This window comes from Zhongshania aliphaticivorans, assembly GCF_902705875.1.
GTDB lineage: Bacteria > Pseudomonadota > Gammaproteobacteria > Pseudomonadales > Spongiibacteraceae > Spongiibacter > Spongiibacter aliphaticivorans_A.
In genome coordinates this window covers 232,990-245,088 of the sequence record NZ_CACSIK010000002.1, presented here as the reverse complement: position 1 = coordinate 245,088, position 12,099 = coordinate 232,990, and the positions used below count along the sequence as shown (strand labels likewise).

General features: G+C 49.2%; 16 protein-coding genes. 11 read left to right on the top strand and 5 right to left on the bottom strand.

All coding sequences use genetic code 11. The annotated features are described in order from the left end of the window. Nucleotides 1–33: 33 nt before the first annotated feature. The 3 genes from AELLOGFF_RS14640 to pilG all read right to left on the bottom strand — a co-directional run bounded on the left by AELLOGFF_RS14640 (nt 34) and on the right by pilG (nt 1,444). Nucleotides 34–573 (bottom strand): chemotaxis protein CheW, encoded by a 540-nt coding sequence (locus AELLOGFF_RS14640; protein WP_159269642.1) that lies wholly within the window; start codon nt 571–573, stop codon nt 34–36. A 19-nt stretch (nt 574–592) separates the two neighbouring features. Continuing rightward, on the bottom strand, nt 593–955 hold the full coding sequence (pilH, locus tag AELLOGFF_RS14635; RefSeq protein ID WP_159269641.1) for a twitching motility response regulator PilH: 363 nt from the start codon (nt 953–955) through the stop codon (nt 593–595). 96 nt (nt 956–1,051) lie between these two features. Continuing rightward, nucleotides 1,052–1,444 (bottom strand): twitching motility response regulator PilG, encoded by a 393-nt coding sequence (gene pilG, locus AELLOGFF_RS14630; protein WP_159269640.1) that lies wholly within the window; start codon nt 1,442–1,444, stop codon nt 1,052–1,054. A gap of 382 nt (nt 1,445–1,826) precedes the next feature. Between pilG and gshB the strand changes: the two genes are divergently transcribed. The 4 genes from gshB to ruvX all read left to right on the top strand — a co-directional run bounded on the left by gshB (nt 1,827) and on the right by ruvX (nt 4,745). Next, the gene (gene gshB, locus AELLOGFF_RS14625; RefSeq protein ID WP_159269639.1) at nt 1,827–2,795 is read left to right on the top strand and encodes a glutathione synthase; all 969 of its coding nucleotides are present in this window, start codon (nt 1,827–1,829) and stop codon (nt 2,793–2,795) included. Next, entirely contained in the window at nt 2,792–3,676 is an 885-nt protein-coding gene (locus tag AELLOGFF_RS14620) for an energy transducer TonB (protein ID WP_159269638.1), read from the top strand. Before gshB ends, AELLOGFF_RS14620 begins: the two co-directional genes overlap by 4 nt. A gap of 61 nt (nt 3,677–3,737) precedes the next feature. After that, nucleotides 3,738–4,307, top strand: coding sequence for a YqgE/AlgH family protein (locus AELLOGFF_RS14615; protein ID WP_159269637.1), 570 nt, complete (start codon nt 3,738–3,740; stop codon nt 4,305–4,307). A 15-nt stretch (nt 4,308–4,322) separates the two neighbouring features. Continuing rightward, the gene (gene ruvX / locus AELLOGFF_RS14610; RefSeq protein WP_159269636.1) at nt 4,323–4,745 is read left to right on the top strand and encodes a Holliday junction resolvase RuvX; all 423 of its coding nucleotides are present in this window, start codon (nt 4,323–4,325) and stop codon (nt 4,743–4,745) included. 11 nt (nt 4,746–4,756) lie between these two features. Here ruvX and AELLOGFF_RS14605 read toward each other — a convergent pair whose 3' ends face one another. Together AELLOGFF_RS14605 and AELLOGFF_RS14600 are read right to left on the bottom strand one after the other, a co-directional pair. Next, nucleotides 4,757–5,914: a PilT/PilU family type 4a pilus ATPase gene (locus AELLOGFF_RS14605; protein ID WP_159269635.1), complete on the bottom strand. Its 1,158-nt coding sequence runs from the start codon at nt 5,912–5,914 to the stop codon at nt 4,757–4,759. Between the two features lie 38 nt (nt 5,915–5,952). Beyond that, nucleotides 5,953–6,987 carry a type IV pilus twitching motility protein PilT gene (locus AELLOGFF_RS14600; RefSeq protein WP_159269634.1) on the bottom strand — a complete coding sequence of 345 codons (1,035 nt, stop codon included), beginning with the start codon at nt 6,985–6,987 and terminating at the stop codon, nt 5,953–5,955. 230 nt (nt 6,988–7,217) lie between these two features. On the opposite strand from AELLOGFF_RS14600, the gene AELLOGFF_RS14595 reads away from it, so the two are divergent. The 7 genes from AELLOGFF_RS14595 to AELLOGFF_RS14565 all read left to right on the top strand — a co-directional run bounded on the left by AELLOGFF_RS14595 (nt 7,218) and on the right by AELLOGFF_RS14565 (nt 12,099). Then, nucleotides 7,218–7,925 carry a YggS family pyridoxal phosphate-dependent enzyme gene (locus AELLOGFF_RS14595; protein WP_159269633.1) on the top strand — a complete coding sequence of 236 codons (708 nt, stop codon included), beginning with the start codon at nt 7,218–7,220 and terminating at the stop codon, nt 7,923–7,925. Nucleotides 7,926–8,045: 120 nt separating this feature from the next. Beyond that, on the top strand, nt 8,046–8,864 hold the full coding sequence (gene proC, locus AELLOGFF_RS14590) for a pyrroline-5-carboxylate reductase (protein WP_200842749.1): 819 nt from the start codon (nt 8,046–8,048) through the stop codon (nt 8,862–8,864). Between the two features lie 4 nt (nt 8,865–8,868). Then, complete coding sequence (locus AELLOGFF_RS14585) at nt 8,869–9,456, top strand: YggT family protein (protein ID WP_159269631.1); 588 nt, start codon at nt 8,869–8,871, stop codon at nt 9,454–9,456. 3 nt (nt 9,457–9,459) lie between these two features. Next, nucleotides 9,460–9,768, top strand: coding sequence for a DUF167 domain-containing protein (locus AELLOGFF_RS14580; protein ID WP_159269630.1), 309 nt, complete (start codon nt 9,460–9,462; stop codon nt 9,766–9,768). 79 nt (nt 9,769–9,847) lie between these two features. Further along, a complete protein-coding gene (gene metX / locus AELLOGFF_RS14575; protein WP_159269629.1) occupies nt 9,848–11,032 on the top strand; it encodes a homoserine O-succinyltransferase MetX in 1,185 nt (394 codons plus the stop codon). Then, nucleotides 11,022–11,612: a methionine biosynthesis protein MetW gene (metW, locus tag AELLOGFF_RS14570; RefSeq protein WP_200842741.1), complete on the top strand. Its 591-nt coding sequence runs from the start codon at nt 11,022–11,024 to the stop codon at nt 11,610–11,612. The genes metX and metW overlap by 11 nt, the downstream gene beginning before the upstream one ends. A gap of 13 nt (nt 11,613–11,625) precedes the next feature. Further along, a complete protein-coding gene (locus tag AELLOGFF_RS14565) occupies nt 11,626–12,099 on the top strand; it encodes a DUF4426 domain-containing protein (RefSeq protein WP_159269627.1) in 474 nt (157 codons plus the stop codon).

The window sequence follows — 12,099 nt, the reverse complement described above, 5'->3', positions numbered from 1 at the left end:
GTGCTATATTAGCTTTTACGTTAAATTCCGAGCTTATGCTGCCACGGTATAAAAATTACTATCTTCTATTAATTGTACAGGGCGAAATACCACCCACTGATGCTGTTCATATTGATAACACCCTTGAATATAAGGCGCTAAAGCAGCAACCCGCAGCTCACCCTCTAAACGAAACGTTTCAGCATCAAAGTGCTGCATACCAAACACCTCATCCACGATAAGACCAAGGTATATTTCGCCTTTTTCGATAACCAATACCCGCCGCTGACGCTGCTCTGTAGCAGCCGCTTGATTTAAATACGCACTTAAGTCTACCAAGGGCAATAAGCGACCACGCACATTAGCCACACCTCGTACCCAGGGCTTTACACCGGGCAAGCGAGTCACCGCTGGCTCGGTCAGCACCTCTGCTATGTCATCCATCGCCGTGACGCAGTGCTGGCCAGCAACGCGAAAACCCACGCCACTCCAAGTAACCACATGATTATCACGGGCACTGGGAAGCGCAGTAAACTCTTCACGACACCGAGCCGCTAAAGCCTGCAAATAATCAAATGACAATGATTCAGACATAAATTACCCAGCAGCGCACTTAATTGAGTACGGCGTCAATCGCCTTAAGCAGGCCTTTGCTGTCTACCGGCTTGGTTAAATATCCCTTTGCACCTTGGCGCTGCCCCCACAAACGATCCGTTTCTTGATCTTTGGTGGTCACAATAATAATGGGGATACCACTGGTATCAGGGTCACGGCTTAGTTGTCGGGTAGCCTGAAATCCATTCAGGCCCGGCATAACGATATCCATCAGAACCACATCAGGCATTTCCTGCTTGGCAATACCTAAGCCCTGCTCACCACTTTCTGCAGTCAACACTTCATAGCCATTTTTACTAAGGATCTCTGAAATCTTAAAAATTTCTGTTGGTGAATCATCGATAATAAGAACCCGTGGCATTTTTTTTCCTCATCATAAGTACCGCAGTGCCAATCTATAATGCGGTCTTAACCAGTCTCCATAACCGGCTTCTTCGTTTAATTAACACGTAGCTGTTTAGACCTGCGTGATCTGAACATGGCTTTGAATGGCGTCAAGTAACTCAGCCTTACTAAAGGGCTTGGTTAGGTATTGATCTGAACCAACAATACGGCCTTTCGCTTTATCGAACAAGCCGTCCTTACTGGACAACATAATCACGGGAGTGGACTTAAATTCAGTATTATTTTTAATTAAGGCACACGTCTGATAGCCGTCTAAACGCGGCATCATAATGTCGACAAAAATAATATCCGGCTTAGTGTCCGCAATTTTTGCCAAGGCATCAAAGCCGTCTACCGCGGTAACCACGGTGCAGCCTTCTTTGGCCAGCAATGTTTCGGTAGTCCGACGAATCGTCTTGCTATCGTCGATAATCATAACTTTTAGGTCGGAAAAATTAACTTCCATAAGAATTGGTAACCTTGTGATGCTTAGTTTTGATGCGCCAACCGTCCAATGTCTTCTCGCACAGAGGTGGTTTTTTTACCACGTAACGCGCTCTGGCACCATCACCCAGTGATGCCAGTAAAGCAAAATTGCTCGAATAGGCAAAGTTTTGCTGTTTTTGCGTTATTCTATGGCAAGCAAAAACCGCTGCTCGAACTTAACATTCACACTCTGGCAAAGCGAAATGGCTAATATATGTGCTTGCACAGATATAAAAGACCAAATTCATCGCGTACAACACACTAAAGAGTGGCAGAGTCGTTAAATAAGAGTCGAGCAATTATTAGCACAGCACAGGCACAGAACAACGCCTGCTTGCCAAGTTTTAGACACAGGTAACAAAATGACTATACGTCTTGGCGTTGTGATGGACCCCATCGAACGCATCACTTACAAGAAAGATTCAACATTGGCCATGTTATGGGCAGCAGCAGAGCGCAACTGGCAAATAAGCTATATGACACCAGCCGACCTTTATGTCAGTGCAGGTGAAGCTTGGGCATCAACCCAATCCCTAGCCGTATTCAGAAATCCCGACCACTTTTACGAACTTAGCGATAAAAGTGAAACTCGTCTTGGTGATCTCGATGTCATTCTGATGCGTAAAGATCCGCCGTTCGATAATGAGTTTCTCTATGCCACGCATATTTTAGAGCTCGCTGATCGTCAAGGTGCTTGGGTAGTGAATAGGCCTAGCAGCTTACGTGACTGCAATGAAAAGTTATTTGCACTGCAGTTCCCAGAGTGTGGCCCCACCCATCTTGTCAGCCGCGATCAAACGCGTTTACGGGCCTTCCACGCCGAACATGGCGATGTCATTATGAAACCCTTAGACGGCATGGGGGGAAGCTCTATTTTCCGGCTGAAACCCGACGATCCAAATGTTGGCGTAATCCTAGAGACATTAACCAACCACGGCCAAACCACCATTATGGCCCAGGTATACCTACCTGAAATTCGTGACGGCGATAAACGAATATTACTCATCGACGGCGAGCCCGCTCCCTACTGTCTTGCCCGCATTCCAGCCAAAGGCGAAACCAGGGGCAATCTCGCCGCAGGCGGTACCGGTCGAGCTCAGGCCCTTAGCGACTCAGACCGGCGCATAGCCGCGGCCGTTGGCCCTGTCGCACGAGAAAAAGGCTTATTGTTTGTCGGCTTAGATATTATAGGCGACGCCTTGACTGAAATTAACGTCACCAGCCCAACCTGCATTCGCGAAATTGACAACCAATTCGGCACCGACATAGCCGGCCAACTTATGGATTGCATTGCCGCTAAACTCGCCAATGCAACCCCGAGTATGCAATGACAGCAACGGCGCCTCCCTTTGCCGAAGAACAAGTCCAGCCGCAAAGGCTGGGCTTTATTATTATCGTAGCAACAGCAATGCATCTCGCGCTGATCTTGGGTATTACCTTTACTCAGCCAGAGATGAGCATCAAATTACCCAGCCTAGATATCACCCTTGCCCAATATCAGAGTAATACCGCGCCGGACAAGGCCGATTACTTAGCCCAATACGACCAAGTTGGCAGCGGTCTCTTAAAAGAAAAAGCCGAACTCAGCACCACAAGCGAAAGCGCCTTTCACAACAACGACATTCAAAACGATAAAGTATTAAAGCTAGCTAAATCAGCCCCAGATACACCCGCGGCATCATTACTCAGCACCACCACTGCAGCAAACCGCCGCACAACCCCACAGCAAACCCAGATGATTCACCAGCAGCAACAATGGGATGGCAGCGACGCCAACAGCCAACTCAGTGACAATATTTCTGCACTAGAAGCTCAACTAGAAAAGCTGAATCAAAATTACGCCCGCATGCCTCGGCCAAAATTTATTACCTCTGTTGCCACCAAGGGTTCCCCAGATGCCTTATATTTAAATCGCTGGGAAAAGAAAGTCGAAGCCATTGGTAACGCGCATTACCCCGATGATGCCCGCTCACAAGGCATAGAAGGCGAGCTCCGTTTATTATTGATGTTAATGCCCGACGGCAGCATTGACGAAGTTCGTATTTTGAGTAGTTCTGGCAATGCCATTTTAGACCGCGCAGCACACCGTATTGTGCGCTTAGCCGCCCCTTACGAGGCCATTCCCAGTGACGTTTTAGACGGCAAGAACCGCCTGGGGATTGTTCGCACTTGGCGCTTTGAGCGCCAGTCACTCAAAACCGATCAAGGCTAATCTTACTGATTAAATAGCTAAGCGGCTTGTGTTTGCGCTAAATTCACCGATACTTAGCACCATGACAGACACTTCCTTCCAATCCTTTAAAAATCACTTTTTGATCGCACTCCCTGCGCTCAAAGACGGTTTTTTTAGCCATAGCATCACCTATCTCTGCGAGCATGACGCACAGGGGGCGATGGGGATTATTATCAATCGCCCCCTAGATATCGATGTAGATGAAATTCTGGAACAATTGGATTTTGACGGCCATGTCTACAACCACCGCCAACCTGTATACGCTGGCGGCCCGGTTCACACCGATCGCGGCTTTGTCTTACACCCCCGTGATGAGCAGCAGTGGGAAGCTAGTGTAAACGTCACTGACAGCGTCACCCTAACAACCTCACTCGACATTCTTGATGCCATCGCCCGCGACCGCGGCCCGAGTCAAAGCCTGATTGCTCTTGGCTACGCCGGCTGGGATGCCGGCCAGCTCGAAGAAGAGCTGCAAGAGAGCACATGGTTAACCGTGCCCGCTAGTGAACATGTTATCTTTGACGTATCGGCAGAAAACAAAGTTGACGCCGCGCTGGCAATTCTTGGGATACATTTTTCCCAAATTGCACCGGATAGCGGCCACGCTTAGGAAACCCGCAACGCAATGACTCACAAAGAAAAAACACTTCTCAGCTTTGACTTTGGTTTACGCTGGATTGGCTGCGCCGTGGGCCAAACCCTGACAGGAACCGCCAGCCCGCAAGCCTCACTGCAAGCCAAAGACGGCATTCCACGCTGGGAAGATATCGAGGCACTGCTACTTAACTGGAAGCCAGATGCGGTCATTGTGGGTCTGCCATTAAATATGGATGGCAGCACCTCTGAGATGTCTCTGCGGGCGCGTAAATTTGGCAACCGAATACATGGCCGCTTTGGTATTACTGTGCATTTTGCAGATGAACGTCTTAGCAGCTTTGAAGCGCGCGGCGACATTATCGATGACACCGGTTCCCGGGATTTTAAAAACCAATCAATAGACAGCCGCAGTGCCGCGATAATATTAGAAAGCTGGATGCGTGAGCCCTAAAATTGCGCCTGCTATCGCAAATAACCGCCTCGCGACGGTGGGTGACCAGGCTCCTCGTCCTCCATGGTCAAGCCTCCCGCCATTTTCGTCATTTGCTCTGGATTATTATCCGCACCGAGTTTAATCAATAAGCGTAAATCATTGGCTGAGTCAGCGTGTGCTATGGCATCTTCGTAAGTAATATCGCCGCTCACATATAAATCGTAAAGCGCCTGATCAAAGGTTTGCATGCCCAGCTCGGTAGACTGCCTCATTAAATCTTTAACACCGGCCACATCGCCTTTACGAATTAGGTCAGAGGCCAGCGGGCTATTCAATAAAATCTCTACACATGCACGCCGACCCTCACCGTCGCGAGTTGGCACCAACTGCTGAGCCACCATCGCTTTTAAATTCAAGGACAGGTCCATCCATAACTGCTGGTGTCGCTCACCCGGAAAGAAATGCAAAATGCGGTCTAATGCTTGGTTGGCGTTATTCGCGTGCAGGGTACACAGACACAAATGGCCGGTTTCCGCAAACGTAATGGCTTGTTCCATGGCTTCACGGGTACGAACCTCACCGATCATGATAACGTCGGGGGCCTGCCGCAGCATATTTTTAAGGGCCACTTCAAACGACTCGGTATCGATACCCACCTCACGCTGGGTAACAATACAACCTCGGTGCTGATGGACAAATTCAATAGGGTCTTCGACCGTAATAATATGACCGCGAGAGTTCTCATTGCGATGACCAATCATTGACGCCAATGAGGTCGACTTACCGGTACCCGTGGCGCCAACAAAAATAATCAGACCGCGTTTGGTCATCGCCAACTCTTTGATAATCTCTGGCAGCCCGAGTGAGTCCGAGGTTGGAATATTCATCTCTATTCTACGCAGCACCATACCAACCAAATTCCGCTGATAAAACGCACTTACCCGGAAGCGGCCAATCCCGCGTAAACTAATGGCGAAATTACACTCTTTATCCCTAACAAATTCCCGGCGCTGTTGATCATTCATCACCCCCAGCACCACCTCCCGGGCCTTTTCCGGGCTGAGGGTATTGCTGCTCATCGGCACCATCTGTCCGTTTACCTTGATTGAAGGTGCAACGCCCGCAGAGATAAACAAATCCGAGGCGCCTTTTTCCTGCATAATTCTTAGTAACTTTTCAATTTCCAAGGTCTTACCCTCAACCTGACGCCTCTACTAGAGAAGCATTAAAAATTTTCAGGGAAACGGGCTTTACTGCGCGCCGCATCTCGATTAATTAAATGTTTTTGCAGTAGGTCTTTCAAACACTGATCGATGGTCTGCATGCCAACTGCAGCGCCAGACTGAATGGCTGAATACATCTGGGCGATCTTATCTTCGCGAATTAAATTCCGAATGGCTGGCGTACCGATCATGATTTCATGGGCTGCAACCCGTCCACCGCCCGGCTTCTTCAATAACGTTTGTGAAATAACCGCTTGCAGCGATTCCGACAGCATTGAGCGCACCATGGCCTTTTCTTCACCTGGAAACACATCCACAACCCGGTCAATGGTTTTAGCTGCTGACGTGGTATGCAATGTACCAAAGACCAAATGCCCTGTTTCTGCCGCAGTGAGTGCTAAGCGAATCGTTTCAAGGTCTCGCAATTCACCAACCAAGATAATATCGGGGTCTTCACGCAAGGCTGATCGCAGCGCCTCATTAAAACCGTGGGTGTCGCGGTGAACCTCGCGCTGGTTCAGCAGGCATTTTTTGGACTCGTGAACAAATTCAATAGGGTCTTCAATCGTCAATATATGATCAAATTTATTATCATTAATATAGTCAATCATGGCCGCTAAGGTTGTTGATTTACCCGAACCCGTTGGCCCTGTGACCAGCACCAAACCACGCGGAATCATCGAAATATCTCTAAAAACCTGCCCCATGCCAAGGTCTTCCAAGGACAATACCTTAGAGGGAATGGTACGGAAAACCGCACCCGCGCCACGGTTCTGGTTAAAGGCATTCACCCTAAATCGGGCTACGCCGGGCACTTCAAACGAAAAGTCTGTCTCTAAAAACTCTTCGTAATCGCGACGTTGGCGGTCATTCATAATCTCATAAATTAAGGCGTGTACTTCACGATGCTCTAGCGGTGGCAAATTAATACGCCGCACATCACCGTCAACACGAATCATCGGCGGCAAGCCTGCAGACAAATGCAGGTCAGATGCATTCTGTTTGGCACTAAAAGCGAGTAATTCTGTGATATCCATGAAAGTCCTCAAGCGGCATCAAAACAAGTTTCAGCGGACGGGCTCTGCATTCTTTGTATGCCAAATTAAGCGGCAAAGCTAACTCTAAGACTAAAACTGTATACCGCGCAGTAGTGGGTCGTACAGCATAAAATGATGCCAATTGCCTGTTACTATAGGCCGCGCCACACTTAATCTAGGTTTTATTCTAAGGCGATGGACAAGAAGGTCTCATAAGGCATACTTTAATCATGAGCACGCAAATCAATATACAAAACAATATAGCAGCAATTCAGGCACGTATAGAGGCTGCCTGCCAACTTTATCAGCGCCAATCACCACCAATACTCATGGCGGTGACCAAAACCCGCAATGCGGCAGAAATTTCCGAAGCGATAGCCGCAGGGCTAACCCACCTAGGCGAAAACTACCTTCAAGAAGCCCTAGACAAACAACGACAGCTAACATCTCCGGAATTACAGTGGCACTTTATCGGCCCGATTCAGACCAACAAAACCCGCGCCATTGCCAGCCATTTTGACTGGGTTCACAGTGTTGACCGCGCCAAAATCATCACTCGACTCAACGATCAGCGCCCAGCGGAATTACCCCCTTTAAACGTTTGCCTGCAAATTAACCTGAATGACGAGTCGAGCAAAGCCGGCATCCCAGCCACAGACGTCATAGAGCTGGCTGCCCTTGCCCTCAAGCAACCTCGGCTTATTTTGCGTGGGCTCATGGCCATTCCGGTGCAAACCTCTAACGCCCAAGAGCAACGACAAAATTTTGCGGCACTGGAAAACATCCTTACCGACCTCAAAAATGCCTTCCCGCAGGCATCACTAGACACGCTATCTATGGGCATGTCTGGCGATATGGAGTCAGCCATTGCAGAAGGGGCAACAATCGTACGCATTGGCAGCGATATATTCGGGCCTCGCCCCACAGCAAAGCCATGAACTCAGCCGCTTCGACTGCCAGTTGTAAAAAGAGACTGATATACTTGCCGGCGGAATTTCCAGCCACGGCCTAATAACGTGGATCTGGCATTGAGTTAACGGGGATATAACGTGGAAGATATGCGAATTGGTTTTATTGGCGGCGGAAACATGGCGTCCAGTATTATCGGCGGTCTGGTAGCTAGTGGCATCGCTGCTGAGAAAATATGGGCCAGCGATCCCAATACCGAAAGCTTAGCTAAGCTTAAAGATGTGGCTGCGGTGAATACGGGCAGTGACAACAATGCGCTTATCGCCAACGTCAATGTCGTCATTCTGGCGGTGAAACCGCAAATTATGAAACTGGTCGCAAGCGACATTGCTGACGCGGTTAAAACACACCAGCCCTTGGTCATCTCCATTGCTGCCGGTGTGACGAGTGACAGCTTAGCCAATTGGCTAGGAGGCTCGCCCGCTATTGTGCGCTGCATGCCCAACACGCCTGCCCTAGTTCGCAGCGGCGCAACCGCGCTCTACGCCAACACCCAGGTTAGCGACCTACAACGCCAGCAAGCCACCACCATTTTAGAGGCCGTCGGCCTCGCGTTGTGGGTAGAGCAAGAAAGCCAACTCGACGCTGTCACCGCGGTATCGGGCAGTGGCCCAGCCTATTTCTTTTTAGTTATGGAGGCCATGCAAGCCGCAGGGCGAGACATGGGTTTAAGCAATGATGTTGCCAAACAACTCACCTTGCAAACCGCATTAGGTGCCGCGCAAATGGCGATGGCTAGCGATGTTGACGTCGCCGAGCTTAGACGCCGTGTTACCTCACCAAAAGGCACCACCGAACGTGCCATCAACACATTAGAAGAAGGCGGCTTACGCCAATTATTTGCACAAGCACTGGACGGTGCCCGAGTCCGCGCCGAAGAACTCGCCATTGAACTAGAAGGGGAATAGCCGCATGTCTGCTGCTGCTGAAATTACTACCATGCTATTAAACACCGTCGTTAGCTTAGCGATGATGGCGTTCCTGTTACGGCTGATTCTTCAATTAGTTCGCGCGGATTTTTACAACCCTATCTGCCAGTTTTTGGTTAAGGCAACCAACCCACTGGTTATTCCTCTACGTAAAATAATCCCCAGCGTCGGCAAAATTGATACCGCATCATTATTGCTAGCCTTTATCGCCCAAGGTATTGGCATCGCCTTATTATTCAAAATTTACAGCGGCGGCTTTCCCAATCCTGCACAACTTGTTATTTGGTCTGCCATTGGTTTGTGTAGCGCGGTATTAAACTTATATTTCTTTGCCATCATCGGCAATATCATCATGAGCTGGATTGCCCAAGGCGGCGCCCATCCCGCCGCCCAAATTCTGTATCAAATTACCGAGCCGGTGATGATGCCATTTCGTAAATTACTACCATCAATGGGTGGCCTAGACCTGTCTCCCATTTTAGTGTTTCTATGCATCAATGTACTCGAGGTGTTATTACGCCACGTGGCTGCCAGCGCAGGCCTTCACCCAGTACTCGTTATGGGGTTGTAGGTCATGGCGGAAACGCCGACATTTTATCGTTGGCATAATGGTAACTTAACCTTGTTCTGCCATATTCAACCGGGTGCCAGCAGCAATGAGTTTTCAGGTCAGCACGGCGACAGATTAAAAATACGGGTTCGCGCAGCGGCAAGTGACGGCAAGGCCAATGCCGGCTTGATCGCCTTTATTGCCAAAGAATTTGGGCTTAGCAAAAACGCAGTTGAACTCACTGCCGGCGCGCAAAGTCGGCAAAAAACCCTTAAAATTTCAGCGCCACTTAAAATACCCAAGGCACTGGCAGTAATAAAATCAGCAATGTAAGACCGTTTTAACGGCCGGCACCACATGCTCAAGCCGCTGATGGTTCCAACAACATCAGCTCACAAGGATATCGGTCCAAATGAAACAAGCACCACCCAATTCAGCAAATGCAGATACGGATAGCGTGGGTATCGTTACCCCGCAAACACTGCACTTCGACCAGCCCTTAGAGCTAGCCTGTGGCCGCTCGCTGCCTGAGCACGATATTGTTTATGAAACCTACGGCGAGCTAAATGCCGACAAATCAAACGGGATTTTAATCTGCCATGCTTTAAGTGGGCATCACCACGCGGCGGGTAAACACAGTGAAACTGACCGCAAAGCCGGTTGGTGGGACAGCTGCATAGGGCCGGGCAAGCCCATCGACACCAATGTATTCTTTGTACTCAGTATTAATAATATTGGCGGCTGCCATGGCTCAACGGGGCCAACCTCGATTAACCCCGACACAGGCAAGCCTTGGGGGCCAGACTTCCCCCCGCTGCGCTGTCGCGACTGGGTAGAAAGCCAACACCTAATGATGGAGCATTTTGGCATTAGCCAATGGGCAGCCATTATTGGCGGCAGCTTGGGTGGTATGCAGGCCATGCGCTGGGCGCTGGAATACCCAGATGCCCTGCGCCACTGTATTGTTATTGCCTCTGCCATGAAGTTATCTGCGCAAAATATCGCGTTTAACGAAATTGCCAGAAAGGCCATCACCTCCGATGCAAACTTTCACGAAGGTCGCTATTTAGAGCACAACACCCTGCCAAAACAGGGATTGGGGCTGGCAAGAATGGTTGGTCATATCACCTACCTGTCTGAAGACGGCATGAAGCAAAAGTTTGGCCGCGAACTAAAAACCGGCAATCTGTCACTTGGAGCCAGCGCCGAAACCGCCATAGAATTTGAAGTAGAAAGTTATCTTCGCTATCAAGGCGAAGCCTTCTCCAGTAGCTTTGATGCCAACACCTATTTGCTGATGACAAAAGCGCTGGACTACTACGACTTAGCTCGAGAATATAACGACGATCCCGTAGAAGCCTTTAAACACGCTAAGTGTGCCTTTATGGTTGTATCCTTCACCACCGATTGGCGCTTTGCACCGGCGCGCTCTAGAGAGATCGTCGACGCCCTTGTTGCCGCCAACAAATCTGTCAGTTACAGCGTCATTAAAGCCGATCACGGTCACGACGCATTTCTGATTCCCATCCCCCGCTATATGGATGTATTCCACGCTTATATGAAACGACTCAAACAGGAGCTTGGCCATGCGATTTGACCTAACCCTGATTCAGCCGTGGATTAAACCCGACAGCCGCGTGCTCGACCTTGGCTGTGGCGACGGCACGCTATTAGAAACTCTGGCAAAAGAGAAAAATGTCTCCGGCGTTGGTCTCGATATAGACCCCAAAAACATTACTCAAGCGCTGGCTCGCGGTGTTAATGTCATTGAACACGACCTCAATGTTGGCCTAGGCAACTTCCGCGACGACAGCTTTGACATGGTCGTTATGACCCTCGCCCTACAAACCTTGCGCTATCCGCATTTGGTAATTGACGAAATGCTGCGCGTTGGTCGTGAATGCATTGTGACCTTTCCCAATTTTGGTCACTGGCGTAGCCGCTGGTATTTGGGTCATCAAGGCAAAATGCCAGTCTCTAAATTTTTACCCTATACCTGGTATGACACGCCAAACATCCACTTTTGTACGGTGAAAGATTTTGAAGCGCTGTGCAGTGAAAAACACATACGCATACTACACAGTAGCGTTATTGGTGCCGATAATAACCAGTCTCCCATTGCCAACCGCTTCCCCAATTTACTGGGTGTAACAGCGGTTTATCACATTAGTAAATAACGGCGGAACGCATATGCTCTTCAAAAAACGACCAAACTATGTCGCCACAATTGCACTGATCTTTAGTGCTATGTTCAGTGTGGCTAGTCACGCCCAAGAGGCTCACTCAGCCACCGCAACGAGTTCGAGCTTTGGCAAAGACACAGTTCATTACAATGTATTGAACACCACTTTTCTCACCCCGCAGGTTGCCAAAAGTTACGGCATTGTTCGTGGCGACGATAAATTTCTTATCAATGTTTCGGTTCGCCGCCAGCTCGACACCAGCAATATTGCTGTGCGTGCCAATGTCAAAGGTAGCAGCTCCGACCTCATTCACCGCACGCCGCTAGAATTTAAAGAAATCATCGAGCAGGATGCCATTTATTATATCGCCCAATTTGAGCTTGATAATGACGAACGCCAAGACTTTCGATTATCAGTCAGTGTCGATAATCGCCCCAGCTACGATATCCAATTCAACAAAATGCTGTATTTAGAAGAATAA